The sequence below is a fragment of the Mesorhizobium sp. CNPSo 4689 genome (assembly GCF_057784325.1).
Map to the genome: position 1 here is coordinate 23,088 of NZ_JBWLUZ010000005.1, position 25,983 is coordinate 49,070.

Here is a 25,983-nt window from a genome sequence, read left to right on the forward strand (position 1 = left end):
GCTCCCGGCGAGGCATTTGGTCATCTTGATTGGGCCGCATTTTGACCGATAAACAGGCTGGACACCTCGGCGATGCAAAGCCTGGTCTGATGGCACGCGTGCGAAACATGATGGCTTCGATGGCGTTCCTGGCAATGCTGGGTCTCTCGGCCGCGCTAGTGGCCGGGTTTTTTGGCACGCTGCATCCGGCTTTCGATTCATTCTCCCACTTCCGTGTCCATCTGGCCGTGCTGATGGCATTGTGCGCCTTGCCGCTGCTTGCCACCTCGTTTCGCCTGCAGGCGGCCGCGGCGCTCGTCTTTGCGGTGGCGGCCTTCGCCACGACGTCGAACGCCTTGCCGCGCCTGTGGCAGGTGCAGGCCGCCTATGTCGGCAAGCCGGTCGATCAGCCCATTTACAAACTGCTGCAGATGAATTTGCGCTACGACAATCCGACGCCGAAGAAGGTACTGTCGCTGATCGGCCGGACCAACCCCGACGTGATTACCCTCGACGAGGTGTCGGAGATGTGGACGGCCGAGCTTGGCTATATCACCAGCGCCTATCCCTACCGGATCCTATGCCCCTATCCCAACGGCGTGTTCGGTGTCGCGTTGCTCTCCAGGCGACCCTTTGTCGCCGGCAGCGAGCCCTGGTGCGAACGGCGCGGCGCGATGGCGATTGCGAAGGTCGATTTCGGCGGGACCACCGTCGAAGTCGCCGCCATCCATCTCAGCTGGCCATGGCCTCGGGAACAGTCATGGCAGATCGGCGAGTTGTCACAGCAACTCTCCTCGCTCGGCGAGACGGCGATCATGGCTGGCGACTGCAACGCCGTGCCGTGGAGCGCGGCCGTGCGGCGCGTCGCCTCGCTCGGCGGACTGACGGTGATGCCCTCGGCCGGGCCGACCTGGACCCTTCTCAAGCTGCCGGACTTCCTGCGGCGCTACGCCGGGCTGCCGATCGATCAGGTCTTCAGCAAGGGTGCCGTCGTCATCCATTCGGCATCGCGGCTGGAGGACACCGGCTCCGACCATCTTCCTGTGATGGTGGAGTTCTCGCTGCGGCCCGATGACAAGAAGCCTGACGAGCATGAGACGGCTCTTGCTGCGATGGGGCAGTCGGATGGCAAGACGCCAGGCTGATACGAGTTCCCTTGCGTGACTTCAGCGGCGTGGCACAAATGGTGCGCAGAACGAAAGTCGCCGTGATCCTTCACACCCCGAAGGGGTGGGCGGGAGCGCGTTGATCCGCGTCCGCCCTTGGATGAAGAGCCTTCAAGGCTTGATCAAAGCGATGATGAGGTGCTCGACATGACCACCGTTCCGATGCTCGCGGGCATCGAAAGCGTTCTGCTTCGCCTCGTATGCGGCATAGGCGGCCTCGATGCGCCGCCGCGCCTCGCGACGCGTCTTGTAGCAGAACGGGTCGTCGGCAACTTTCAGCCCCTGGATCGACCTCTCGGTGACGCGCATCATCTCCCTGGCGATGCGGCCGTGGGTCTCCTCATGAACACGGACGCCGGTGAAGAACCGCTTCCAGCGCTTCTGGAGGGCTGGCGTCGTGGCGGAGGCGACACGGGGATATGTATAGATGAGATTGAGCGTGCCGTTGGCCCGCCGCATGCGGCAGACGCCATTGTCCTGGCCGGCGTCAAGGTCCCAGTCGACGGTATAGCCGGTCTGCGCGATGGCATGCGTCATGAAGCCGTGCTTCGGTCCCTTACGGTCCATGGCCTCCATCAGCGCCAGCCCCGTGGTCCCGGTGATGTCATAGGTCCTGGTCTTGACCACCACCTTGCTGCCGGCCGAGGCGGCCGCAGCGGAACCGCACAAGGCGGCGATCGCCACGAGGCATGTCAGAACTGCCAGGCGCATTGGCCATCTCCGTATCGTCCGAGAATGGAAACACAAGCGCGTGGCAGTTTCAACAGTCCTAATGTCTCACATGCTCTGGCAGACGGGCCCTCTCCGGCATTTTTGCCTGCGGCGGTCGAGACGGCCCGGTCGGCGCTTGGCTTACAGGTTTTGATAGACCGGGCCTTCGCCGCCTTGTGGCGGCACCCAGTTGATGTTCTGGTTCGGGTCCTTGATGTCGCAGGTCTTGCAGTGGACGCAGTTCTGCGCGTTGATGACGAAGCGCACGTCCTTGGCCGTCGGGTCCGCGGCGGCGTTGCCGTCCTTGTCGACCCATTCATAAACGCCGGCCGGGCAGTAGCGCGTCGAAGGGCCGGCAAAGACGTCGTGCTCGGAGCGCTGCTGCAGGGCCATGTCGGCGACCAGCAGATGCACCGGTTCGTTTTCCTCGTGATTGGTGTTGGACAGGAACACCGAGGACAGGCGGTCGAAGGTCAGCACGCCGTCGGGCTTGGGATAGGCGATCTTCTCGTGCTTGGCGGCAGGCTCCAGTGTCGCATAGTCGGCCTTGCCGTGCTTCAGCGTGCCGAAGGGCGAGAAGCCGAACAGCGTGTTCAGCCACATATCGAGGCCGCCGAGGCCGACGCCGATGATGGTGCCGAAGCGCGACCACAGCGGTTTGACGTTGCGCACCTTCTTCAGGTCCTTGCCGATGTCGGTCGCGCGCCATGCCGCCTCGTAGGAAGAAAGCTCGTCATTGGCGCGGCCGGCGCCGATCGCCTCTGCGACATGCTCGGCCGCCAGCATCCCGGAGAGCACCGCATTGTGCGAGCCCTTGATGCGCGGCACGTTGACGAAGCCCGCAGCACAACCCATCAGCGCGCCGCCAGGGAAAGACAGTTTCGGCACAGACTGAAAGCCGCCCTCGGTGATGGCGCGCGCACCATAGCCCAACCGCTTGGCGCCGGCGAAGGTTCCGGCGATGGCCGGATGGGTCTTGAAGCGCTGGAATTCCTCGAACGGCGACAGATACGGATTCTTGTAGTTGAGGTGGAGGACGAAGCCGACGGCGACCTGGTTGTCCTCGAGATGGTAGAGGAAGGAGCCGCCTCCGGTCTTCATGTCGAGCGGCCAGCCGAAGGAATGCTGCACCAGACCCGGCTTGTGGTTCTCCGGCTTGACCTGCCAGAGTTCCTTGAGGCCGATGCCAAACTTGGCAGGCTCGCGGCCTTCGGAGAGCTTGTACTTGGTGATCAGCTGCTTGGCCAGCGAGCCGCGCGCGCCCTCGCCGATCAGCACATATTTGCCCATCAGCGCCATGCCCGGCGCGAAGCCCGGGCCGTGCGTGCCGTCCTTCTCGACGCCCATGTCGCCGGTGATGACGCCGGTGACGGCACCCGCATCGTTGTAGAGCAGGCCCGCCGCTGCAAAGCCCGGATAGATTTCGACGCCGAGCGCCTCGGCCTTGGTCGCCAGCCAGCGGCAGACATTGCCGAGCGAGACGATGTAGTTGCCGTGATTGTTCATCAGCGGCGGCATCAAGATGTTGGGCAGGCGGAACGAGCCGGCAGGGCCGAGCACCAGGAAATGGTCGTCGGTAACCGGCGTCTTGAAGGGATGCCCCTCTTCCTCGCGCCAGCCGGGCAGCAGGCGGTCGATGCCGATCGGATCGACGACGGCGCCGGACAGGATGTGGGCGCCGACCTCACCGCCCTTTTCCAGGACGACGACGGAAAGCTCGGGATTGACCTGCTTGAGACGGATCGCGGCAGCGAGGCCGGCAGGGCCTGCGCCGACGATGACCACGTCGAATTCCATGCTCTCGCGTTCGATGTCGCTCATCAACCCCTCCGCACTGGCTTATCCCATCCCGGTATCTTGCTGGCTTATCCGCTGCATAGCGCATCAATACGCGACGGGAAACCGGCGCTGGCGTGACAATACCGATTTCGACAAAAAGTCGCGGCTGATGGAGAAACATCCGGCTGCAGCTTTTTCAATTGTTCGGCGGCTTGCTTATCGGCCATACTTCGCCGCATGCGCCCGCCTGAGCCATCCGGCTTTTCATTGACGCGCTTTTTCTCCATGCCCGGCCTGGCCTGCCGCGTGGCTCTTCTGCTCCTTTCGCCGCTGGTTGCCACCGAGGCCCATGGCGAGCAGCTAAAGGTCTGGGCGACCGGCGCCTATTCCTTTTCCGACGAACTCGGCGGCTTCCACATCACCGGCATTTCGGGCATCGGCACCAAGGACGATCCGATCGTCATCACCGAAGAGCTGAATTCGGCGACGCCGATGACGCTGACCATCCGTACCACAAAACCGATCGAGGCGTTCGGCAGGGCCGGCGATGTCGCCAACGGCATCATGTACATGCGCATCGAAGTGCTCAACAACAGCGGGCAGGCCTGGGTCGAGTTCCAGTTCGAGCTGCAGGAGATCCTCAACCAGCCGAGCGTGTTCGGCGACGGCCTGTCGTTCGACCAGCGCAACAAGACGCCCGACAACATCATATCGAGCAGTTTTGCCGATTTCGACCGCGACTTCGAACCCTATGACCGGCTGCTGTTCAAGAATGGCAAGATCGATCCGCTGATGACGGGCCGCTTCGAATTCCTGATCACCGACTACACGCCGCGCTGGACGTTTTATCTGGTGCAAGATCCGCGCATACCAACCGGATGAAGTATGCCGCCATAGTTCAACACACGGTCCAACCTTGCAAATTCATGCCGCGCGAACGATGGTGGCGGCATGACTGCCGCCTCCCCCATCAACCGATCCGACCTCGCCGACCTGCTCGCCTTCTATGCCAGTGCCGGCGTCGACGACGCGCTCGAGGACGCGCCGGTGAACCGGTTTGCCGAGGCGGTGCCGAAACCGGCGGAGAGCACGCCGATGGCAGCGGCGCCAGCGCGCGAAAACGTTCAACAGCAACCACCATCAGCGCCGTCACGGCCCGACATGAGCCGGTTGCCGGACGCGCCACCCGCGCGCGCGCCTGCTGGCGCAGCGACGGTACCGGACGAAGCGCAGGCCGCACTTGCACGGCAACTGGCGGCGACGGCGTCAACCTTAGAGGAGTTGCGCCAGCACATGGCGGCCTTCGACGGCTGCAACCTCAAATTCACCGCCAAAAACCTGGTGTTCTCGGACGGCAACCCGAACGCGGAGTTGATGCTGGTCGGCGAAGCGCCGGGCCGGGACGAGGACCTCGAAGGCCTGCCATTCGTCGGCCGCTCCGGCCGGCTGCTCGACCGCATGCTGGCGGCGATCGGCCTCGACAGGACTTCGGCCTATATCGCCAATGTCATCCCGTGGCGGCCGCCGGGCAACCGCACGCCGACCCCACACGAGACCGAAATCTGCCGCCCTTTCATCGAAAGGCAGATCGAGCTGGTCAATCCCAAGGTGCTGGTCAATCTCGGCGGCCCCTCGGCCAAGACCTTGCTCAACACCACCGAGGGTATCCTGCGGCTGCGCGGCAACTGGCGCGTCCATACCACCGCGTCGGGCATCGCCATTCCGGCCATGCCGACCCTGCACCCGGCCTATCTGCTCAGAACGCCGGCGCACAAGAAGCTGGCCTGGCGAGATTTTCTCGAGGTGAAGGCGAAGCTGCGGGCGCTCACCTAGCGATAACCTTCCAGGTAATTGAAATGCGCCGTGCACCGGCCTAACCATGCCCCATGACAACAGCCCAGAGTTCCGCCGGCAGCCTGATCCGCGAATGGCGCACGCGGCGGCGCATGTCGCAGCTCGACCTCGCCATGGAGGCCGAGATCTCCCAGCGGCATCTGAGCTTCGTCGAGAGCGGCCGCGCCGCGCCCTCGCGCGACATGGTGCTGCATCTGGCCGAACAGCTGTCGATCCCGCTGCGGCAACGCAACCAACTCTTGCTTGCGGCGGGCTTTGCACCAAGCTTCAGCGAGCGGTCGCTCACCGATGCCTCGCTGGCGCCGGCGATGGCCGCGGTCGAGACCGTGCTCAAGGGGCACGAGCCCTTTCCGGCGCTGGCGGTCGACCGGCACTGGAATCTGGTTTCGGCGAATGCCGCCATCGGCCCGCTGCTGGCGGATGTCAGCGAAGCGTCGTTGCTCAAGCCGCCGGTCAATGTGCTGCGGCTCAGCCTGCATCCGGGCGGCGTCGCGCCGCGCATCGTCAATTTGGCGGAATGGCGGACGCATCTGCTGGAGCGCCTGAAGCACCAGAACGATGCCAGCGGCGATCCGGTGCTGATCGAGCTGGAGCGTGAACTGCGGTCCTATCCGTCCGGCCTCAAGGGCGGGCGTCCCGTTCCGGTCGAGCCTGATGGTATCGTGCATCCGCTGAGGCTCGCGCATGGCGACCAGGTGCTGTCCTTCATCAGCACCATCACCGTCTTCGGCACGCCGCTCGATGTGACGCTGTCGGAACTGGCGATCGAGTCTTTTTTCCCGGCCGACGAGCAGACGAGAACGGTACTGGTGCGGATGGCGAAGGAGCAGGCGGCGAAGGCGTCGTAACCGGAAAGGTCGCGGGGTTTGAAGGAACTCGACAGAACGAAGTCAGCCTCACCCCTGCGGCGGCGTCGCCTTTCGCGTGCGGGTGCGCTCCAGGCCCAGTTGCCGCTCGCGCCAGATGATGAAGATGCCGGCCGCCACCACGATCGCGCCGCCGACCAGCATGTTGAGCGACGCCACGTCGCCGAACACCAGATAGCCGACGACGACGCCGAGGATCATCGAGGTGTATTCGAACGGCGCCACGACCGAGGCTTCGGCATGGCGGTAGGCCGCCGTCATCAGGATCTGGCCGAGCCCGCCACAGAAACCGGCCGCCACCAGCAGCGCCGTCTGGCCCGACGTCAGCGCCTGCCAGCCGAACGGCAGCGACAACAGCGACATGACGCTCGCCGTCGAAGAGAACCAGAGCACGATGGTCGCCGTCTTCTCGGTCTGGACGAGGTTGCGCACCAGAAGCATGGCGACGGCCGAGATCGCCGCGGCAGTCAGCGCTGCAATGACGCCAAGCACCTCCTGGTCGCCAAGGGCGGCGCCCGAACGCAGCAGCGTCAGTTCCGGCCAGGAGACGATCAGCACGCCGACAAGCCCTACCGCGACCGCGCTCCAGCGATAGACCCGGATCGCCTCGCCGAGGAAGATCGAGGAGAACACCACCACCAGCAGCGGCTGGGCATAGTTGAGCGTGATCGCCTCCGGGAGCGGCAGTCTGGTCAGCGCGAAGAAGCCGAGCCCCATGGCACCGACGCCGACGACACCGCGCGCGACGTGGTTGAACGGCCGTTTGGTCGTGAACGCGGTGCCGAGCTTTCCCCTGAAGGCGAGGAAGGCGATGATCGGAAAGATGGCGAAGAAGGAGCGGAAGAAGACGATCTGCCCGGCCGGCACCGTGCCTGCCGCCTTGATGCAGGTCGACATGCCGACGAAGACCGCCACCGAAACGATCTTGAGCGCGATGCCCCGCAATGTGCTGTGGCCGACGGCATGATCGCCGCCAACCTTCGGCTCGGCCCTCTTCTCCGCCGTCACGCCGGCGATGCTTCCTGGATCGCCGCCCAGATGCGCGCCGGCGTTGCCGGCATCTCGATATGCCTGATGCCGTAGGCGCGCCAGAGCGCGTCGGTCACCGCGTTGAGCGCGGCCGGCGTCGCGCCGATCGTGCCGGCCTCGCCGGCCCCCTTGATGCCGAGCGCATTGGTGGTCGAAGGCACGTTGCGGGTCTCGAAATGGAAGAACGGGAAATTGTCGGCGCGCGGCATGGCATAATCCATGAAGCTCGCCGTCAGAAGCTGGCCGTCCTCGCCATACACGGTGTCTTCGGTCAGCGCCTGGCCTATGCCCTGGACGACGCCGCCATGCACCTGGCCAGCGAGCAGGATCGGGTTCACCGTGACGCCGAAATCGTCGACGATGGTGTAGCGCACGATGTCCGTCGTGCCGGTGTCGGGATCGATCTCGACCTCGCAGATATGGGTGCCATTCGGATAGGTGCATTCATCCTGGACGAATTCGCCGAAACCTTTGAGATCGTCCGGCGTCTTGGCCGCCTTGGCGATGCTGGAAAAATCGATCGTGCGGTCGGTGCCGACGATGCGGGCGACGCCATCGGAGAGTTCGATGTCGCCCGCCGAAGCCTCGAGTTCGTCGGCGGCGATGCGCTTGATCTTATTGGCGAGGTCCTCGCCGGCGCGAGACGCCGATACGCCGCCAAGGGGAATGGAGCGCGAGCCGCCGGTGCCGCCGCCATCCTTCAATTCGTCGGTGTCGCCCTGCCGGACATGGATTTTTTCGATCGGCAGATCGAGCTTCTCCGACAGGAATTGCGCGTAGGCGGTAGCATGGCCCTGGCCGTTTGTCTGGGTGCCTATCTTAAGCGTCACCGTGCCATCGCCGTTCAGCTCGACAAAGGCCGGCTCGGAGCCCGGAAAGGCGCAGGCCTCGATATAGGTCGCCATGCCGATGCCACGGATCTTTCCGCCTGCCTTCGACTGTTCCAGCCGATTCGGGAACGCCTTCCACTCGGCCTGGTCGATGGCGCGATCCATATGGCCGGCGAATTCGCCGGTGTCGTAGAGGCGGCCGGTCTGCGTGCGGTAGGGGAATTGCTCGGGACGGATGAAATTCTTCCGCCGGACTTCCTCGACCGGCAGGCCGAGATCGTGGGCGCAGGCGTCGACCAGCTTCTCCAGCAGCAGAGCCGCTTCCGGACGGCCGGCGCCGCGGTAGGCATCGACCGGGCAGGTGTTGGTGTAGAGGCCGGTCACCGACACGTCGAGCGCCCCGATATCGTAGACGCCGGTCGACATGGTGACGCCGACATAGGGGATGAACGGCCCGTATTGCGAGACATAGGCGCCCATATTGGCCAATAGGTCGACTTTCATGCCGAGGAAGCGGCCGTCCTTGTCGAGGGCCATTTCGGCTTTGACGATATTGTCGCGGCCTTGCGCGTCGGTGAGGAAATGCTCGGTGCGGTCGCCCGCCCATTTGACCGGGCGCCCCAGCCGCCTGGCCGCCTCCAGCACCAGCGGATATTCGCGGTAGACGAAGCTCTTCGGCCCGAAGCCGCCGCCGACGTCCGGCGTGATGACGCGCAGCTCACTCTTCTTGATCTTGAACAGGTCGGCGATGATGTACTGCATCGAGTGCACGCCCTGAGACCCCGTGGTCAGCACGAAGCGGTTCTCGTCCACATTCCATTCGCCGATCGCCGAGCGCGGCTCCATGTAGTTGCAGACCAACCGGTTGTTGACGAACTCGATGCGGGTGACGTGCGCGGCCTTGGCAAAGGCAGCCGCAGTCCGGGCCTTGTCGCCGATATGGTAGGTGAAGGCGCGGTTGGAGCCGAGTTCCGGCCAGACCAGCGGCGTGCCTTCATCCAACGCGGTGGCGGTGCCGGAGGCGGCATCCTCGCTGTCGTAGTCGACCTCGATCATCTCGGCCGCGTCCTGCGCCAGCGCGCGGCTGTCGGCAACGACGAAGGCGACGGCATCGCCAACATAATTGACCCTGTCGCTGCACAGGATCGGGATGTCGCGGGTCGGCGCCTTGGTGCCGTCGGGCTGCCGCTGCATGACGCCGGACTTCAGCTTGCCGAGATGGGTGAGATCGGCACCGGTCAGCACCAGATGGACGCCAGGCGCGGCCCTTGCCGCTTCGGTCGAGGCGATGGTGAAGCTCGCCTTGGCGACCGGCGAGCGCAGCACATAGCCGTGCAGCAGGCCGGCAGGGCTGATGTCGTCGGTGTAACGCCCCTCACCCTTGATGAAAGCCTGGTCCTCGCGACGCAACACGGAAGCGCCCATGCCGAATTTCGGTGTGACGACGGTCATGAATGCCTCGCGATGATTGGGAAACGAGTGCCTGAAATAGGCACTGGTGCAGTTTTGTCGAGTGACCGTTTCGTGTAAAGAGCGCGGACTTCAAATTTTTTGGACCAGCGGACACACTTTCCGCCACGCAAATCGACGGGAAACCCAACGGAATGCGCACCGATACCGGCCATGTCTTCAGGCTCGAAGACTATCGCCCCAGCGACTATCTCATTTTGGAAACCAGCCTTGTTTTCCGCCTTTCCCCGGAGGCGACCCGCGTCACCGCAACCTTGACGATCGAACGTCGCGACGGCGTCGCGGCATCTGCACCGCTGGTTCTGGATGGTGACGGACTGACGCTCATCCGTGTCGCCATCGACGGCCGCGAGCTTCAGTCCACGGATTTCCTGGCGACGCCGGATCAACTGACAATTTCCCGGCCGCCGGCGGCGCCCCGCTTCCAGTTGCTGATCGAGACCGAAGTCGCGCCGGCGGGCAACGAAACTCTCATGGGCCTCTATCGCTCCAACTCTGTCTACTGCACGCAATGCGAGGCCGAGGGCTTTCGCCGCATCACCTATTTCCTCGACCGTCCCGACATCTTGTCGGTCTACACGGTGCGCATCGAGGCTAAGCTGGACGAGGCGCCGCTGCTTCTGTCCAACGGCAACCCGGCCGGCAGCGGCAACCTTGCCGATGGCTGGCACTACGCGGTCTGGCACGATCCCTTCCCCAAGCCATCCTATCTGTTTGCGCTGGTGGCCGGCGCGCTCGGCAAGGTGGCCGACAGCTTCGTCACCATGTCCGGCCGCGAAGTCGAGCTCGGCATCTTTGTCGAACCCGGCAAGGAGCGGCTCGCCAGCTACGCGATGGATGCGCTGAAGCGGTCGATGACATGGGATGAAGAAGCCTTCGGGCGCGAATACGATCTCGACGTCTTCAACATCGTCGCCGTGTCCGACTTCAACATGGGGGCGATGGAGAACAAGGGCCTCAACATCTTCAACGACAAATATGTGCTGGCCGACGAGGAGACCGCGACAGATGCCGATTTCGCCAATATCGAGGCGATCATCGCGCATGAGTATTTCCACAATTGGACCGGCAACAGAATCACTTGCCGCGACTGGTTCCAGCTTTGCCTGAAGGAAGGGCTGACGGTCTTTCGCGACCACGAATTCTCCGCCGACCAGCGCTCGCGGGCGGTGAAGCGCATCGCCGAGGTGCGTACGCTGCGCGCGCATCAATTCCCCGAGGACCAGGGGCCGCTGGCACATCCGGTGCGGCCGCGCCGCTACCGCGAGATCAACAATTTCTACACGGCGACGGTCTACGAAAAGGGTTCGGAAGTGGTGCGCATGATCCGCACCATCCTCGGCGCTGACGCGTTCCGTGCCGGCATGGACCTCTATTTCGAACGCCATGACGGCGAGGCGGCGACGATCGAGGATTTCCTGAAAGTGTTCGAGGATGTTTCCGGGCGCGACCTGTCGCAGTTTGCGCTCTGGTACCATCAGGCCGGCACGCCGAACCTGACGGTGAGCTCGACGCACAATCCGGCTGCGCGGGAATTCACGCTGGAGATCGAGCAGTCGGTGCCGCCGACGCCGTCGGAAAGCCGCAAGCGGCTGATGCACATTCCGCTGGCCTTCGGCCTGGTCGGCGCCAATGGCAATCCCGTCGCCTATGAGGGCGTCGAGGGTGCCACCGTCGAGGACGGCGTCATCCACATCCGCAAGCGCCGGCAGGTTGTGCGCTTCTCGGGCGTGGCCGAGCGCCCGGCTGTGTCGCTCAACCGCGGCTTCTCAGCGCCGATCACGCTGTCGGTCGAGCAGAAGGCCGACGACCAGTTCTTCCTGGCCGGCCATGACAGCGACAGCTTCTCGCGCTGGCAAGCGTTCAACACGCTTTTGACCGACGCACTGATTGCGGCCTTCCGCCAGATCCTCGGCGGCAGAGAGCCGGCCTACACGGCCCGGCTGACCGAGCTTGCCGGCAAGATCGCCGGCGACGAGACGCTGGAGCCGGCCTACCGCGCGCTGGCGTTGGCGCTTCCCGGCGAGGCCGACATCGCCCGCGACATCGGCAAGGGCATCGACCCGGACGCGATCTTCACCGCCCGCGAGGCGCTGGCGATGGCGATCGCCAACGCGAACCGCGAGACCTTCACCAGTCTCTACGATCGCCTTGCCGACAAAGGGCCGTTCAGCCCGGATGCGGCGAGCGCTGGGCGGCGGTCGCTACGCAACATCCTGCTCGACTATCTCACGCTGCTGCCGGAAGGCACCGAACTCGCGGCCCGCCATTTCCGTTCCGCCACCAACATGACCGACCGCGCCGCGGCGCTGACCGTGCTTGCGCACCGCCATCGCGGCTCGCCCGAGGCGGCGAGAGCCCTGGCCGATTTCGAGACGAAATATGGCAGCGACGCATTGGTGATGGACAAGTGGTTCCAGATCCAGGCCGGCGTGCCCGGTCCGCAAACCGTCGAGACGGTGCGCGTCCTAACCAAGCACGCGGGGTTCTCGATGGCCAATCCGAACCGGGTGCGCTCGCTGGTCGGCACGTTCTCCAGCGCCAACCAGACCGGCTTCCACCGCGCCGACGGCGAAGGCTACCGCTTCTTTGCCGAGACTGTTCTCGCGGTCGAAAAGCGCAACCCGCAAGTAGCGGCCAGGCTGGCGACGGCGCTGCGCTCATGGCGCTCGCTGGAGCCAATCCGCCAGGCCAAGGCCAGGGAGGCGCTGCTTAAGATCGCCAGTGCCGAAAACCTGTCGGCCGATTTGCGCGACATTGTGGAGCGCACGCTGGCGTGAGCGCCCTTCCCTTCCCCCCCTTGTGGGGGAAGGATCGGCGCGCAGCGCCGAGACGGATGAGGGGTGTTGGAAGGAGTGCTGTCAGCGCCAAGCTGGAGCACCCCTCATCCGCCCGAGCTTCGCTCGGCCACCTTCTCGCACAGGGGAGAAGAGAGGATCGCGCCTGCCGGGTCGGAAAGGCGTTATTTTAGTCGATTTTTAATCTTTTTTGGCCGCGCCTCTGGACAAGGCGAATCACCTTTGATTCCTTACAGACGATTCGGACGTGCGGTGTTGCCGGATCGTCAAGCATAGGGAATTCGGGGAGTAGCCATTTATGGCCAAGGCGGACGCGTGGGGGGCGCCCGGAGGGACGGCTTTTGAGCGGCGTGAGGCGCGGGGCGACGGCCTTGCGGGCAACACGCGGCTGATCGCCGAACCCGCCTACCGGCGGCTCTTGGCAGCCGAGCCCTTGCTGCGCCGTTCGATCCCGGCCCTCATTATTATGTTCCTGGTCGTCATCGCGGCACTTCGCGTCCTGTCGCTGATGAACGAGCGCGACGAGGTGGAGCGGGACACCAAGGCCATCCTTTCGCTTGCGGCCGGCCAGATGGCGAGCGCCATTGCCGCCGATCCCAACGCTGCCTCCACTGGCGCGCTGGACCTTCTGGAGAATGCCGGCCGGCTGGGCGCCATGGGCCGAAGCCATGTGCTTGCCGTCACCGACGGCGCCTTCAAGATCATTGCCGTATCGCCGCTGTCGACCGGCTGGCAGGGACGCTCGCTGGACAGCCTCGTCCAGGGCGGCCAGCCACTGTTCATGTTCGGCGAGCGCGCCGGCGTCATGAACGTCAGCATCGGCGGACAGGACTGGTTTGCGGCGGTGAGCCTGACGGCGAGTCGCAAGAACGCGGCCGCCGTGCTGGTGCCGCAGGAAGCGGTCTTCGACAGCTGGCGCAAGACAGTCTCCCTAAACGTCACGCTGTTCGTGCTGACGGCCGGCGTGCTGATCATCATCCTCTATGCCTATTTCGGCCAGGCGGCGCGGGCTCAGGCCGCCGACCGCATCTACCTCGAAGCACACCAGCGCATCGACATGGCGCTGGTGCGCGGCCGCTGCGGCCTTTGGGACTGGGATATGGTGCGCGGCAAGATGTACTGGTCGCGCTCGATGTACGACATGCTGGGCTACGAGCCCTGCGATACGATGCTGTCGTTCGGCGAGGTCGACGAGATCATCCATCCCGAAGATGGCGACCTGTTCGATCTTGCCAACCGCATCGTCGAGCGCGAGATCGACCATATCGACCAGGTGTTCCGCATGCGGCACGCCGACGGGCAGTGGGTGTGGATGCGCGCCAGGGCCCAGGTGATCGACCCGGAAGCGCCGGAGATCCAGCTGATCGGCATTGCCGTCGACGTGACCGAGCAGCGGCATCTGGCGCTGCGCTCGGAAGCCGCGGATCTCAGGCTCAGGACAGCGATCGAGAATATCAACGAATCCTTCGTGCTGTGGGATGCTTCCGAGCACCTGATCATGTGCAATTCCAAATTCCAGAAGGACAACGGCCTTTCGGACCGCGACGTCATGCCGGGCGCGGCGCGTACGGCGCTGGAAGAGCGCATGCTGGCCTTCGCCTCGGAGCGTAGGCTCGCCAACAGCAACGGGCCGCAGGGCGGCGTAACGCTGGAGCGGCAGCTTGCCGACGGCCGCTGGCTGCAGGTCAACGAACTCAGGACCAGGGACGGCGGCACCGTCTCGGTCGGCTCCGACATCACCCAGATCAAGCTGCACCAGGAGAAGCTGGTCGATAGCGAGCGCCGGCTGATGGCTACGATCCACGATCTCAGCCTTGCCCGCCGGGCGGAAGAGGAACGGGCGCGCGAGCTCGTCGAGCTCAATCGCAAATATATGAAGGAGACCGAGCGCGCCGAGGCGGCCAACCGGGCGAAATCCGAATTCCTGGCCAACATGTCTCACGAATTGCGCACGCCGCTCAACGCCATCATCGGCTTTTCCGAACTGATGGAACAGGGCCTGTTCGGGCCGCTCGGCTCGCCGCGCTACGAGGAATATGCCACCGACATCAACGGCAGCGGCAAATATCTGCTCGGCGTCATCAACGACATTCTCGACATGTCGAAGATCGAGGCCGGCCAGTTCTCGGTGGACCGCGAGGAGATCGACCTCTGCCCCCTGATCAAGGAAACCGTGCGCGTCGTCTCGCTGCAGGCGGCCGAGAAATCGATCACGGTGGAAACCCGTATCGCCGATTCGATGCGGCTCTACGCCGACCGGCGCGCGATCAAGCAGATCGTCATCAACCTGCTGTCCAACGCGGTGAAGTTCACCGGCCAAGGCGGTCACATTTCGGTCAGGGCGCGCAACACCTCGGGCGCGCTGGTGCTGACCATCGAGGACAATGGCTGCGGCATCCCCAAGGAAGCGCTGGGCAAGCTCGGCCGGCCGTTCGAGCAGGTGCAGAACCAGTTTTCCAAGAACCATGCCGGATCCGGCCTCGGGCTGGCCATCTCGCGCTCGCTGGCCGAGCTGCAGGGCGGCGCACTGAAGATCCGCTCGACCGAAGGCGTCGGCACCATCGTGTCGGTGCGCATCCCGGTGAAGAAGGCGACGCCGGCGGTGAAGGCAGCGGCCTAAAGCTGAGCTTCGATGGCGGTCTTATCTATAACCGACCACACTTCCACGATCTTTCCGCCGCGAAAATCGTAGATCACGTTCTCGGCGAACGACACTCTCCTGCCGTTTACGTCCAGGCCAAGGAACCTTCCCCTTGGCCTGCAGTCGAATGCGATCCGGCTCGCTATGTAGGGCGGATCGGAGATCAGCATCCGGACATCAAAATAGAGGTCCGGAATGTCCTCGAAGTCCCTCTCCAGCATTTCGCGATAACCCGACAAGCCGATCCGCCGGCCATTGTGGATCGCCTCGTCGTCAACGAACCGTCCGAGCTTCGACAAATCCTGGCTGTTCAGGCAGGCGATGTAGTCGCGGTAAATATTCGCGAGATCGATTTTGGTCACGGCAATCGGCCTATCTTCCCACAAGCGCCGGCGGCTGCGCCGCCGGAGCCGGTAGCCGGGGTCACTGCATGCCGTCTTCGTCGTTGCCGCCCGATGGACGGTGACGGCCAAAGCGGCCGCCCTTTGGCAGTTCGCTCTTCTCGATCTTGCCGTCATTGTTCCTGTCCAGCATGGCGAAGACCTTCTTCTGGCGGCTGGTGATGTCGTCGGTGGTCAACGTGCCGTCGCCCCTGGTGTCGTAGCGTTCGATGATGCGTTTGGCCATGCGCTCGTAACGCGCCTTTTCCAGCGCATCGGCGAGCTGGGCGACGGTGAGCTTGCCGCCATTGTCGGCGACCATCTTCTTCAGCCGAGCATTCATGGCGTCGGAAAACTGGTCGAAGGTGATGGTGCCGTTCGAATCCCTCATCGTCTTGTCGAGGCGCATCATCATGTCGTCGCGCATTTTGGCGCTGGCATTGTTTTCGGCATAGGCCGTGGTGCCGACGGCGCCGGCAAGGGCTGCGAAAGCGAGGGCAAGTTTGGTTGACTTTCTCATTGGTCTTCTCCTGTTGCATCGTCACCCCCGATGCGATCGGGGACCGCCGCTCGTTGTTGCGACTGTCCTGCACGAAGCAAAAGGTCGAAATCCTTTCTGACCTTTCGCGACGTCTCCTTAAGGTGTGCTTCCAGCACACCGAAATCCGGCAGGTCGGTGACCGCCAGAAGCAGATCCGATAGGCCCGGCGGAACGTCGTCGCGTTCGAAGACGCCGGTGAGGCAGAGCCTGATCATCTGGGTCAGCGCCAGATAGAGCCGGTAGGCATCGCATAGCTCCTGCCTGATGTCGGCGCCGACGAAATCCGGCGCCAGCCGCGCCAGGATGTCGGCCGTCGCGGTAACCCTGCGGCCGGCCTCGACCTGGCCCGTGATAACCGCCACCTGGGCAAGGAATTCGAGATCGATGAGCCCGCCGGGGATCAACTTGATGTCCCAGAGATCGCGCGGCGGCTTCTCCTTCTCGATCAGCGCCCGCATCTCCGACGCCTCGGCCATCACCTTGGAGGCATCGCGCGGCAAGGCAAGCACGGCGGCCACCTCGGCCTCGACCTCGGCGCACAGTGCGGCATCGCCGCCGATAGCGCGGGCCCTCGCCAGCGCCATGTGCTCCCAGGTCCAGGCGTCCTGGCGCTGATACTTTTTGAAGGCATCTACATGAGTAGCAACCGGCCCCTTGTTGCCGGAGGGGCGCAGGCGAAGGTCGAGTTCGTAGAGGACACCTTCAGCTGTTGGCGCCGAGACGGCGGCGATCAGCCGTTGCGTCATCCTGGTATAGTAATGGGATGGGGCCAGCGGCTTGTTGCCGTCGGACTCTTCAGCATCGGCATCGTGGTCGTAGAGCAGGATGAGGTCGACGTCTGAGCCCGCCGTCAATTCGCGGCTGCCGAGCTTGCCCATGCCTAGCAGCGCCACCCTGGCCCCGGCGATGCGGCCGTGGCGCAGGGCGAACTCGGCCATGACGGCCTGCAGCGCTGCCTCGATGGTGAGATCGGCGAGGTCGGAAAAGGCGCGTCCGGCGCGGGCCGGATCGATGGCGCCGGCAAGCAGCCGCACGCCGATCAGGAACTTCTGCTCGGAGGCGAAGATGCGCAAGCGGTCGAGCACGTCCTCGTAGGCGCGGTCGCCTTCAATGAAAGCGGCAAGCCGCGCCGACAGATAGGCGCGGTTTGGCAACTCGTTGAGCAGGGCCGGGTCGAGCAGGCCGTCGAAGACATGCGGCCGCCGGGTGATGATCGCCGCTAGCCTGGGTGCCGCACCCATGATCGTCGCCATCAGTTTCAGCAGCGCCGGGTTGGACTGCAGCAGCGAGAACAGCTGGATGCCGGCCGGCAGGCCGGCGAGGAATTCGTCGAAGCGCATCACCGCCTCGTCGGCACGCCGCGTCTGGCCGAAACCCTTCAGTAGCGCCGGCGTCAGCTCCGTCAGCCGCTCGCGCGCTTCCGCCGACTGGGTGACGCGGTAGCGGCCGAAATGCCAGCCGCGGATGACGCGGCAGATGTCGCTCGGCCGCTGGAAGCCGAGGCGCTGTAGGGTCTGAAGCGTGTCGGGATCGTCGACATCGCCGGTGAAGACCAGATTGCCGACTCCGGCCGACAGTTCCGGAGCGGTTTCGAACAGTGCCGCGTAGTGGCGCTCGACCTGTTGCAGCGACGCACGAAAGGCCTCGGAAAAGGTCTTGGCACTGGCAAAGCCCAGCATGCGCGCAATGCGCTCCAGCCCATCATCGCTGTCGGGTAGGATATGTGTCTGCTCGTCGGCGACCATCTGGATGGCATGCTCGACGCGGCGCAGGAACCAGTACTGCCGGGTCAAAGCATCGCGCGCGTCGGCGGTGATCCAGCCGCGCGCGGCAAGCTGGCCAAGCATCGGCACGGTTTCGCGGCCGCGCAGCTCCGGGAAGCGGCCGCCGGCGATAAGCTGCTGCGTCTGGACGAAGAACTCGATCTCGCGGATACCGCCACGGCCGAGCTTGACGTTGTGGCCCTTGACCGCGATCTCGCCATGGCCCTTGTGGGCGTGGATCTGGCGCTTGATGGAATGGACGTCGGCGATCGCGGCGTAGTCCATGTATTTGCGCCAGACATAGGGCTGCAACTCCTTCAGGAAAGCAGCGCCGGAGGCGAGATCGCCGGCCACTGGGCGCGCCTTGATCATGGCGGCGCGCTCCCAGTTCTGGCCGCGCCCCTCATAGTAGTGAAGCGCGGCCTCTTCGGAAATCGCCAACGGCGTCGAACCGGGATCGGGACGGAGCCTCAGATCGGTGCGGAAAACATAGCCGTGTTCGGTGCGGTCCTGAAGGATGCGCACCAGGCGACGGGTGAGACGCGAAAACAGCTCCGTCGCATCGAGCGGATCGGTCACCGCCGGCGCCTCCGGATCGAAGAAGACGACGAGGTCGATGTCGGAGGAAAAATTCAATTCATGCGCGCCGAGCTTGCCCATGCCGAGCAGGATCCAGCCGGACTGGCGCGCCGGATTTTCGGGATCGGGCAATTCGAGCTTGCCTTGCCCATGCGCGTCGCGGAGCAAAAAATCGACGGCGGCGCGGGTGCAGGCGTCGGCGAGATCGCTGAGGCGGCGCACCGTCAGCGCGGGCTCGACCTCGCCGGCGAGATCGGCGAGCGCAATCAGGAAATGCGCTTCGGCCTTGCACAGCCGCAGCTCCATCATCAGGCTCGTTTCCGAAACGGAATCAGTAAAGGCCGCCTTGCCGATCGCCTCGCCGATCGCGATCAGTCGGGCCTCGACATCGGCGTCGAACAGCTGATCGAGAATGCCGGGACGGCGGCGCGCTGCATCACGCAGGAACGGCGACAGGTCGAAGACCGCAGCGAGCAGATCCTGAACGGTGCCCTCGGCTCCCAGGAACTTCGCCAGCCGGGGCAGACCCTCTTCCTCGGCGGCGTCAGCGATCTCCGACAGTTCACGCCGGGCGCGGTTTTCATCCAGCGGCAGCAGCCTTGCCACCGGTTGCAGATGCCATTCGGTTTCGATCCGCTTCACAGGCTTCCTCGCGGCCATCAATGGTTCTCCCGTGCAGGAAAACCCATGACCACGGACAATCCGGGATTGGCGGGTAAAAGATCAAGCCTGCCGTTATGGAAAGTCATGATTGCCTTGGCGAGGCTGAGGCCCAGGCCCGACCCTGGCTGCGAACGGCTCTTTTCCAGCCGCACGAAACGCTCGGTCGCGCGGGCGCGGTCGGCATCGTCGGGAATGCCCTGGCCGTTGTCGGTGACCGAAAGCCGGACTTCGCCGCCGACGCGCCCGAGCGCCACGCGCACCGCGGGCTTGCCGGTCGCGTCGGTCGAGTACTTGATCGCATTGTCGACGATGTTCGACAGCGCCTGGCCGATCAGTTCGCGATTGCCGTTGACGGCAAAATCGCCCACGACCGAGCTCTCCAACGTCACGCCCGCCTCCTCGGCCACCGGCTCATAGAGCTCGACGACGTCGCGCACGGCGGCGGCGAGATCGACGCGGCTGGTGCTCTCGGAGGAATAGCCCGCCTCCAGCCTGGAGATCATCAGAATGGCGTTGAAGGTCTTTATCAGCTGCTCCGACTCGGCAATCGTGCCTTCCAGCGCCTGCCGGTAATCGGTGGTCTTGTGCTTGCCGGAAAGCGTCGCCTCGGCGCGGTTGCGCAGTCTTGTCAGTGGCGTCTTCAGGTCGTGGGCAATGTTGTCCGAAACCTGCTTCAGCCCTTCGTTCAGCGTCGCAATCCTGGCCAGCATGGCATTGAGGTTCTCGGACAGGCGGTCGAATTCGTCGCCGGCGCCGGTGACCGGCAGGCGCCCGGACAAGTCGCCGCCCATGATGCGGCGGCTGGCCTCGGAGACGCTGTCGATGCGCTTCAGCGCCGCGCGCCCGACGAAGAACCAGATCAGCAGTCCGCCGAGCCCCATCATGCCCAGCGCCAGCATCAGAGAGCGGCGGATGACGGCGCGGAACCGCTCGGGTTCGCCGAGATCGCGGCCGACCAGCATGATCATCTGGTTGGGCAGGCGCAGCACCAACGCAATCGCATTGTGGCCCTTCTCGCCCTCGGCCTGGACTTCGTTCTGGCCGGGCTGCGTCTCGTTCTGGTCGGCCGGCGTGCTGCGCTGCCGTTCGAGCTCGCCCTCGCCGAAGCGCCGGTAGGAGAAGGGCTCCGTCGTCCAGCCTTCGGTCTCGATCACCCCCGGCTCCAGGCTCTGCACATTGCCGGTCAGGATCTGGCCGTTGGTATCGGCGATCAGATAGAGGTTGGCGCCGGGCTGGCGGGAACGGGCCTCGACCACGCGGACCAGCACCGGCAGCCCGCCGCGCTGATAGGCGCGGGCAAGGCCGAGCACCTCGTCATTGATGGTCTCCTGCGTCTGTGCGGTCAGCATGCGCGCCGACAGCGAGGTCATGTACAAGACCAGCAGAACCGCACAGAGGGCGAAAAGCAGGAAATAGAGCGCCGAGAGCCGCGCCGCCGTCGTTCTCATGATGGCCGGCAGGGAAAGGGCCATGCTGGGTTCAGCCGCTCTTCAGCATGTAGCCGGCGCCACGAACCGTATGCAGGATCGGCTTGTCGAAGCCTTTTTCGATCTTGCCGCGCAGCCGCGAGACATGGACGTCGATGACGTTGGTCTGCGGATCGAAATGATAGTCCCAGACATTTTCGAGCAGCATGGTGCGCGTCACAACCTGGCCGGCGTGGCGCATCAGATATTCGAGCAGGCGGAATTCGCGCGGCTGCAGCGTGATTTCGCGCGCGGCGCGACGCACAGAGTGAGAGAGACGGTCGAGTTCGAGATCGCCGACCCGGTAGACGGTTTCGGCTTCGCGCGCGCTGGCGCGGCGGTTCAGCACCTCGACGCGGGCGAGCAGTTCGGAAAAGGCATAGGGCTTGGTCAGATAGTCGTCGCCGCCGGCGCGCAGGCCGGTGACGCGGTCGTCGACCTCGCCCAGCGCCGACAGGATCAGCACCGGCGTCGTGTTGCCGCGCGAGCGCAGGCCGGCGATGACCGACAGGCCGTCGCGGCGCGGCAGCATGCGGTCGACCACCATGACGTCATAGTCGCCGGCATCGGCAAGCGTGAAGCCGGTCTCGCCGTCGCCGGCGACATGGGCGGTGTGCCCGGCCTCGGCAAAGGCTTTCTCGAGGTAGTCCGCAGCCTCGCGATCGTCTTCTATGACAAGAATCTTCATAGACCCGTTATACGCGATTTCGCTGGAAGAATGAGTGGTGGCCGGCATTTGCGTCTGGGCCTTTTAAGTTAGAGCGGCAGCGGGCGATGGGAAGCCCGCTGCCGCCGGGGGAGGAACACGATGACTGACTAACGCATTCAGGCCCCGTGCTTTCCCGCGCGGCGGCTCGGGGGTGTTGAAACCGCCGCACCGGAAAAGTTTCGAATGTCAGCCCTTGGCGACAGGCAGGGCGACGAAGCGGTTGGAGTCGTCGCGGGTGATCTGCATCAGCACCGCCTTGCGGCCCGACTTCACCGCGTCGGCCATTGCCTTGGTGACATCGTCGGTTCCGCTCACCTCCACCGAATTGACCGAGGTGATGATGTCGCCGGGCTGGATGCCGCGATCGGCAGCGTCGCTGTCCGGGTCGACATCGGTCACAACCAGCCCCTTGCCCTTTTCGGACTTGGTAACGGTGAGGCCAAGATCGGCCAGCGTGTCGGGCTTTGCCGGAGCGGCGGGCGGCTGCTGATCGGTCGAGGCTTGCTTGTCGCTTGCCGGCAGCTTGCCGAGGTCGACCTTTATGGTCTCACTCTTGCCGTCGCGCCACACGATGACGTCGACCGACTTGCCAGGCGAATAGGCGCCGATCAGACGGGCGAGTTCCTTGGGCGAAGCGACGTCCTTGCCGTCGACCTGGGTGATGACATCGCCAGCGGTGATGCCGGCCTTCTTGCCGGGGCCGTCGTCCTGCGCACTCGACACCAGCGCGCCCTTCTCGGACTTCAGCCCGAGCGACTCGGCGATGTCGGACGTGACCGGCTGGATCTCGACGCCGAGCCAGCCGCGCTGGACGGAGCCGTTCTTCATCAGATCCTCGACGACCTGCTTGGCGGTTGAAGCCGGGATGTCGAAGGCGATGCCGACGCTGCCGCCCGAGGGCGAGAAGATCGCGGTGTTGATGCCGACGACCTGGCCGTTGAGGTTGAAGGTCGGGCCGCCCGAATTGCCGCGGTTGACCGAGGCATCGATCTGCAGGAAGTCGTCATAAGGACCGGCGCCGATGTCGCGGCCGCGGGCCGAGACGATGCCGGCGGTCACGGTGCCGCCAAGGCCGAACGGATTGCCGACGGCCACCACCCAGTCGCCGACACGGACCTTGGAATCGTCGGCGAAGTCGACATAGGTGAACTTGCCGACGCCATCGACCTTGAGTACGGCGAGATCGGTGCGCGGGTCGGTGCCGATCAGCTTGGCGTCGAGCTCCTTGCCGTCATTCATCACCACGGTGAAGGCCGAGCCTTCCTCGACGACGTGGTTGTTGGTGACGAGATAGCCGTCATCGGAGATGAAGAAGCCGGAGCCTTGCGCCACCGGGCGCGGCTGGTCGTTGTTGTGGTCGCGGTGGTTGAAGCGGCGGCTGCCGAACTGGTTCTGGCCGTTCTGGTCGCCAAAGCCGCGGAATTCCTTGAAGAAGCGACGCAGCTGCGGATTGTCGGGCAGGTTGTTCATGCCGTCCTGGTCGTCCGACTGGTCGGAACCATCATCGGCCGCCGGCTCGATCTTGGCCTTGACCTTGACGCTGACCACCGCTGGCGAGACGCGCTCGACGATGTCGGCAAAGCCGGGAACCTGCGGCGCCTCGACACGCACGGCATCGGCCAGAACTGGAGCCGTTCCGGTGGTCACGACACCAAAGCCGACGGCGCCGGCAACGGCCAGCGAGGCAACGGCGGCCAGAAGGCGCTTGCGGGTGCGGGAATATGAATTGGGGGCAATATTCATGGGTCTCGTATCCTCTTTTGATTGGATGCGGCTTAGCCAGGACATCCTCGATCGAGAGGAATAGAGAGGCGCACATTACGGCGCCATTTCCGGTGCATGAAACTTTTGTAATGTTGGCGATCAGTCGCGCAGCATCTTGTCCAGCGCCGCCTGCTCCTCGGCGGTCAGAGCCTTCGTTGCCGTCGAACGGCGCGATCGCGCCGTGAGCACGATGAAGATGCCGCCGGCCAGAAGCAAGAGCACCGGCGTGCCCCAGAGCAAGGCATTGCTCAGGCTGAAGCGCGGCTTCAGCAGCACGAACTCGCCGTAGCGCGAAACGACATAGTCCATCACCTGCTGGTCGGTGTCGCCTGCGACAAGCCGCTGACGCACCAGGATGCGCAGGTCGCGGGCGAGATCGGCGTCGGATTCGTCGATCGACTGGTTCTGGCAGACCATGCAGCGCAGCCCTTCCGACAGGGTTCGCGCCCTCGCCTCCAGCGCGGGATCCGAGAGCACCTCGTCAGGCTTCACCGCGAAGGCGCTGCCGGCGAACAGCAGGGCCAGCAACAGCACCAGCGAAGCCAGCGAGAACCTTGCCATCATGACAGGCTCGCGGAAGGCACGAGTTTCTTGCGGCGCGACGGCGCGCCGACGCGCAGTCGGCGGTCCATCAGCGACATTGCCGCGCCCGCCATCATCACCAGGCCACCGCCCCAGATCAGCGTCACCAGCGGCTTCCACCACAGCCTGACGACGACGGAGCCGTCATTGCCCTCATCGCCCAGCGACAGATAGAGCTGGCTGAACCAAACAGTCCTGATGCCGGATTCGGTCGTGGTCGTCTGGCGCACCGGATAGAAGCGCTTGGCCGAGCTTATCTCGCCCCTGGCATTGCCGTCGGCGCCGATGACGACGAAGCGGCCGCGATCCTCGCTGTAGTTCGGCCCTTGCGCCGGGTAGAGCCCTTCGAAGCGCAGCGTGTTGCCGGACAGTTCGACGGTCTCGCCGGCATGCATGGACAGGATCTTCTCGGTGCCGAAGCTGAGCGTGCCGACGATGCCGAGCAGCGTCAGGCCAAGGCCGAGATGGGCGAGCGCGGTGCCGAACACCGAGCGCGGCAGGCCGGCGAAGCGCCGCAGCATGATGGTGGGCGTCACCGAACCGAAGCCCGATTTGACGGCGAGATCGGTGAGCGCACCGCAGACCAGCCAGACGGCAAGGCCGACGCCAAGCGCGGCAAACACCGAGGCGCCATCGACGAACAGGACCGTTACCAGCATGGCGGCAAGTGCCGCGGCAAAGGCCGTCATCAGGCGCTGCGCGGCGGCGAAGACGTCGCCGCGCTTCCAGGCAAGCAGCGGACCGAACGGCACGATCGCCAGCAGCGGCAGCATCAGCGGGCCGAATGTCAGGTCGAAGAACGGCGCGCCGACCGAGATCTTGCCGCCGGTGACGGCTTCGAGCGCCAGCGGATAGAGCGTGCCGACCAGGACGGTGGCGGTTGCGGTGGTGAGGAACAGATTGTTGAGGACTAAAGCGCCTTCGCGCGAGATCGGATGGAACAGGCCGCCGGCCGTCAGCCTCGAGGCGCGCAAGGCGAACAGTGCCAGCGAGCCGCCGATGAACAGCGTCAGGATGCAGAGGATAAAGACGCCGCGCGTCGGGTCGGTGGCGAAGGCATGCACCGAGGTCAGCACGCCGGAGCGCACCAGGAAGGTGCCGAGCAGCGACAGCGAGAAGGTGAGGATGGCGAGCAGCAGCGTCCAGATCTTCAGCGCCGAGCGCTTTTCCATGACGATCGCAGAATGCAGCAGCGCCGTGCCTGCCAGCCATGGCATGAAGGAGGCGTTCTCGACCGGATCCCAGAACCAGAAGCCGCCCCAGCCGAGCTCGTAGTAGGCCCAGTAGGAGCCCATGGCGATGCCGCCGGTGAGGAACATCCAGGCGACCAGCGTCCACGGCCGTACCCAACGCGCCCAGGAGGCGTCGATTCGGCCCTCGATGAGGGCCGCGACCGAGAATGAAAAGCAGATCGAGAAGCCGACATAGCCGAGATAGAGCAGCGGCGGATGGATGGCGAGGCCGAGATCCTGCAGCACCGGGTTGAGGTCGCGGCCCTCGATCGGGGCCGGATTGAGCCGGGTGAAGGGATTGGACGTCGCCAGGATGAACAGGAAGAAGGCGGCGCCGATAGCGCCCTGCACGGCCAGCACATTGGCCTTGAGCGTTGCCGGAAGGTTGGAGCCGAAGGCGGCAACAAGAGCGCCGAAGAAGGTCAGGATCAGCACCCAGAGCAGCATCGAGCCTTCGTGATTGCCCCAGGTTCCGGTGATCTTGTAGATCAGTGGCTGCAGCGAATGCGAATTCTCCCAGACGCTCGCCACCGAGAAGTCGGAGCTTGCGTAGGCGATTGCCAACGCCGCGAAAGAGAGCGCGGTGAGCGCGAAGCCTGTCACCGCCACCGGACCGCCGACCGCCATCATCTTCTGGTTGCCGGCGCGCGCGCCATAGAGAGGCACCAGCATCTGCACCAGCGACAGCGCGAAGGCGAGGACGAGGGCGAAATGTCCGGTTTCAACCAAGCGCGTTACTCACTCTTGCTCTCCTGCCAGACGCCCTTGGCCTTGAGGCCGTCGGCGACTTCCTTGGGCATGTAGCGCTCGTCATGCTTTGCCAGCACGCTGTCGGCGACAAAGACGCCGTCCGGGCCGAAACTGCCCTCGGTGATGACGCCCTGCTCCTCGCGGAACAGGTCGGGCAGGATGCCGGTATAGGTGACCTTGACCGATTTCTGCTTGTCGGTCACCGAAAAGGCAACGGTCGCGCCCTGCCCCCGCTCGATCGTGCCCTTTTCGACGAGGCCGCCGAGTCGGATACGCTGGCCGGGCTGGACGGTTGCCGTAGCAAGATCGCCGGGCATGTAGAAGTAGGAGGCCTTCTGGCCGAGCGCGTAGAAGGTGAGACCGGTGGCGGCACCGAGGAAAGCCAGCCCCGCGACGATCACTGACAATCTCTTCTGCTTGCGCGTCATCGT

20 protein-coding genes are annotated in these 25,983 nt (G+C 64.6%); 6 read left to right on the forward strand and 14 right to left on the reverse strand.

Features of this window, described 5'->3' with window-relative positions; genetic code table 11:
* Positions 1-89 precede the first annotated feature (89 nt).
* Entirely contained in the window at positions 90-1,124 is a 1,035-nt protein-coding gene (locus tag AC04SI_RS10590) for an endonuclease/exonuclease/phosphatase family protein (RefSeq protein WP_404277348.1), read from the forward strand.
* A 132-nt stretch (positions 1,125-1,256) separates the two neighbouring features.
* Here AC04SI_RS10590 and AC04SI_RS10595 read toward each other — a convergent pair whose 3' ends face one another.
* From AC04SI_RS10595 to AC04SI_RS10605, 3 genes are all read right to left on the reverse strand, one after another.
* Positions 1,257-1,856 carry a DUF922 domain-containing protein gene (locus AC04SI_RS10595; RefSeq protein ID WP_404277347.1) on the reverse strand — a complete coding sequence of 200 codons (600 nt, stop codon included), beginning with the start codon at positions 1,854-1,856 and terminating at the stop codon, positions 1,257-1,259.
* Between the two features lie 141 nt (positions 1,857-1,997).
* Positions 1,998-3,677 carry an electron transfer flavoprotein-ubiquinone oxidoreductase gene (locus AC04SI_RS10600; protein ID WP_404277346.1) on the reverse strand — a complete coding sequence of 560 codons (1,680 nt, stop codon included), beginning with the start codon at positions 3,675-3,677 and terminating at the stop codon, positions 1,998-2,000.
* 44 nt (positions 3,678-3,721) lie between these two features.
* Complete coding sequence (locus AC04SI_RS10605) at positions 3,722-3,922, reverse strand: hypothetical protein (protein ID WP_404277480.1); 201 nt, start codon at positions 3,920-3,922, stop codon at positions 3,722-3,724.
* Between AC04SI_RS10605 and AC04SI_RS10610 the strand changes: the two genes are divergently transcribed.
* From AC04SI_RS10610 to AC04SI_RS10620, 3 genes are all read left to right on the forward strand, one after another.
* Complete coding sequence (locus tag AC04SI_RS10610) at positions 3,873-4,517, forward strand: hypothetical protein (RefSeq protein WP_488474203.1); 645 nt, start codon at positions 3,873-3,875, stop codon at positions 4,515-4,517. The two genes, AC04SI_RS10605 and AC04SI_RS10610, sit on opposite strands and share 50 nt — an antisense overlap.
* Before the next feature lie 69 nt (positions 4,518-4,586).
* Positions 4,587-5,468: a uracil-DNA glycosylase gene (locus AC04SI_RS10615; RefSeq protein ID WP_404277344.1), complete on the forward strand. Its 882-nt coding sequence runs from the start codon at positions 4,587-4,589 to the stop codon at positions 5,466-5,468.
* A gap of 53 nt (positions 5,469-5,521) precedes the next feature.
* The gene (locus tag AC04SI_RS10620; protein WP_404277343.1) at positions 5,522-6,337 is read left to right on the forward strand and encodes a helix-turn-helix domain-containing protein; all 816 of its coding nucleotides are present in this window, start codon (positions 5,522-5,524) and stop codon (positions 6,335-6,337) included.
* 48 nt (positions 6,338-6,385) lie between these two features.
* Here the strand turns inward: AC04SI_RS10620 and AC04SI_RS10625 are convergent, their stop codons facing one another.
* Together AC04SI_RS10625 and AC04SI_RS10630 are read right to left on the reverse strand one after the other, a co-directional pair.
* Positions 6,386-7,447, reverse strand: coding sequence for a DMT family transporter (locus AC04SI_RS10625; RefSeq protein ID WP_404277464.1), 1,062 nt, complete (start codon positions 7,445-7,447; stop codon positions 6,386-6,388).
* Positions 7,360-9,666: a xanthine dehydrogenase family protein molybdopterin-binding subunit gene (locus AC04SI_RS10630; protein ID WP_404277342.1), complete on the reverse strand. Its 2,307-nt coding sequence runs from the start codon at positions 9,664-9,666 to the stop codon at positions 7,360-7,362. Before AC04SI_RS10630 ends, AC04SI_RS10625 begins: the two co-directional genes overlap by 88 nt.
* Positions 9,667-9,818: 152 nt before the next feature.
* Between AC04SI_RS10630 and pepN the strand changes: the two genes are divergently transcribed.
* Together pepN and AC04SI_RS10640 are read left to right on the forward strand one after the other, a co-directional pair.
* Entirely contained in the window at positions 9,819-12,464 is a 2,646-nt protein-coding gene (pepN, locus tag AC04SI_RS10635; RefSeq protein WP_404277341.1) for an aminopeptidase N, read from the forward strand.
* A 316-nt stretch (positions 12,465-12,780) separates the two neighbouring features.
* Positions 12,781-15,102: a PAS domain-containing sensor histidine kinase gene (locus tag AC04SI_RS10640; protein WP_404277340.1), complete on the forward strand. Its 2,322-nt coding sequence runs from the start codon at positions 12,781-12,783 to the stop codon at positions 15,100-15,102.
* On the opposite strand, the gene AC04SI_RS10645 is transcribed toward AC04SI_RS10640, so the two are convergent.
* From AC04SI_RS10645 to ccmE, 9 genes are all read right to left on the reverse strand, one after another.
* Positions 15,099-15,485, reverse strand: coding sequence for an ester cyclase (locus AC04SI_RS10645; protein WP_404277462.1), 387 nt, complete (start codon positions 15,483-15,485; stop codon positions 15,099-15,101). The two genes, AC04SI_RS10640 and AC04SI_RS10645, sit on opposite strands and share 4 nt — an antisense overlap.
* 61 nt (positions 15,486-15,546) lie before the next feature.
* Positions 15,547-16,023, reverse strand: a complete 477-nt coding sequence (locus tag AC04SI_RS10650; protein WP_192183458.1) for an EF-hand domain-containing protein — start codon at positions 16,021-16,023, stop codon at positions 15,547-15,549.
* Positions 16,020-19,046: a bifunctional [glutamine synthetase] adenylyltransferase/[glutamine synthetase]-adenylyl-L-tyrosine phosphorylase gene (locus AC04SI_RS10655; protein WP_404277339.1), complete on the reverse strand. Its 3,027-nt coding sequence runs from the start codon at positions 19,044-19,046 to the stop codon at positions 16,020-16,022. Before AC04SI_RS10655 ends, AC04SI_RS10650 begins: the two co-directional genes overlap by 4 nt.
* A complete protein-coding gene (locus AC04SI_RS10660; RefSeq protein WP_404277337.1) occupies positions 19,046-20,521 on the reverse strand; it encodes a sensor histidine kinase in 1,476 nt (491 codons plus the stop codon). The genes AC04SI_RS10655 and AC04SI_RS10660 overlap by 1 nt, the downstream gene beginning before the upstream one ends.
* Before the next feature lie 7 nt (positions 20,522-20,528).
* Positions 20,529-21,203: a response regulator transcription factor gene (locus AC04SI_RS10665; protein ID WP_006199726.1), complete on the reverse strand. Its 675-nt coding sequence runs from the start codon at positions 21,201-21,203 to the stop codon at positions 20,529-20,531.
* Between the two features lie 207 nt (positions 21,204-21,410).
* Positions 21,411-22,967 (reverse strand): Do family serine endopeptidase, encoded by a 1,557-nt coding sequence (locus AC04SI_RS10670; protein WP_404277336.1) that lies wholly within the window; start codon positions 22,965-22,967, stop codon positions 21,411-21,413.
* A 120-nt stretch (positions 22,968-23,087) separates the two neighbouring features.
* Positions 23,088-23,552 (reverse strand): cytochrome c-type biogenesis protein, encoded by a 465-nt coding sequence (locus AC04SI_RS10675; protein ID WP_404277335.1) that lies wholly within the window; start codon positions 23,550-23,552, stop codon positions 23,088-23,090.
* Positions 23,549-25,531: a heme lyase CcmF/NrfE family subunit gene (locus tag AC04SI_RS10680; RefSeq protein ID WP_404277334.1), complete on the reverse strand. Its 1,983-nt coding sequence runs from the start codon at positions 25,529-25,531 to the stop codon at positions 23,549-23,551. The genes AC04SI_RS10675 and AC04SI_RS10680 overlap by 4 nt, the downstream gene beginning before the upstream one ends.
* A 5-nt stretch (positions 25,532-25,536) precedes the next feature.
* Positions 25,537-25,980, reverse strand: coding sequence for a cytochrome c maturation protein CcmE (gene ccmE, locus AC04SI_RS10685; RefSeq protein ID WP_120016928.1), 444 nt, complete (start codon positions 25,978-25,980; stop codon positions 25,537-25,539).
* Between the last annotated feature and the right edge of the window lie 3 nt (positions 25,981-25,983).

What these genes read in the sequence shown, in the direction of transcription:
- AC04SI_RS10590 (WP_404277348.1), top strand. Translation starts at nt 90, where the DNA reads ATGGCACGCGTGCGAAACATGATGGCTTCGATGGCGTTCCTGGCAATG.
- AC04SI_RS10595 (WP_404277347.1), bottom strand. Translation starts at nt 1,856, where the DNA reads ATGCGCCTGGCAGTTCTGACATGCCTCGTGGCGATCGCCGCCTTGTGC.
- AC04SI_RS10600 (WP_404277346.1), bottom strand. Translation starts at nt 3,677, where the DNA reads ATGAGCGACATCGAACGCGAGAGCATGGAATTCGACGTGGTCATCGTC.
- AC04SI_RS10610 (WP_488474203.1), top strand. Translation starts at nt 3,873, where the DNA reads ATGCGCCCGCCTGAGCCATCCGGCTTTTCATTGACGCGCTTTTTCTCC.
- AC04SI_RS10605 (WP_404277480.1), bottom strand. Translation starts at nt 3,922, where the DNA reads ATGGAGAAAAAGCGCGTCAATGAAAAGCCGGATGGCTCAGGCGGGCGC.
- AC04SI_RS10615 (WP_404277344.1), top strand. Translation starts at nt 4,587, where the DNA reads ATGACTGCCGCCTCCCCCATCAACCGATCCGACCTCGCCGACCTGCTC.
- AC04SI_RS10620 (WP_404277343.1), top strand. Translation starts at nt 5,522, where the DNA reads ATGACAACAGCCCAGAGTTCCGCCGGCAGCCTGATCCGCGAATGGCGC.
- AC04SI_RS10630 (WP_404277342.1), bottom strand. Translation starts at nt 9,666, where the DNA reads ATGACCGTCGTCACACCGAAATTCGGCATGGGCGCTTCCGTGTTGCGT.
- pepN (WP_404277341.1), top strand. Translation starts at nt 9,819, where the DNA reads ATGCGCACCGATACCGGCCATGTCTTCAGGCTCGAAGACTATCGCCCC.
- AC04SI_RS10640 (WP_404277340.1), top strand. Translation starts at nt 12,781, where the DNA reads ATGGCCAAGGCGGACGCGTGGGGGGCGCCCGGAGGGACGGCTTTTGAG.
- AC04SI_RS10650 (WP_192183458.1), bottom strand. Translation starts at nt 16,023, where the DNA reads ATGAGAAAGTCAACCAAACTTGCCCTCGCTTTCGCAGCCCTTGCCGGC.
- AC04SI_RS10655 (WP_404277339.1), bottom strand. Translation starts at nt 19,046, where the DNA reads ATGGCCGCGAGGAAGCCTGTGAAGCGGATCGAAACCGAATGGCATCTG.
- AC04SI_RS10660 (WP_404277337.1), bottom strand. Translation starts at nt 20,521, where the DNA reads ATGGCCCTTTCCCTGCCGGCCATCATGAGAACGACGGCGGCGCGGCTC.
- AC04SI_RS10665 (WP_006199726.1), bottom strand. Translation starts at nt 21,203, where the DNA reads ATGAAGATTCTTGTCATAGAAGACGATCGCGAGGCTGCGGACTACCTC.
- AC04SI_RS10670 (WP_404277336.1), bottom strand. Translation starts at nt 22,967, where the DNA reads ATGAATATTGCCCCCAATTCATATTCCCGCACCCGCAAGCGCCTTCTG.
- AC04SI_RS10675 (WP_404277335.1), bottom strand. Translation starts at nt 23,552, where the DNA reads ATGATGGCAAGGTTCTCGCTGGCTTCGCTGGTGCTGTTGCTGGCCCTG.
- ccmE (WP_120016928.1), bottom strand. Translation starts at nt 25,980, where the DNA reads ATGACGCGCAAGCAGAAGAGATTGTCAGTGATCGTCGCGGGGCTGGCT.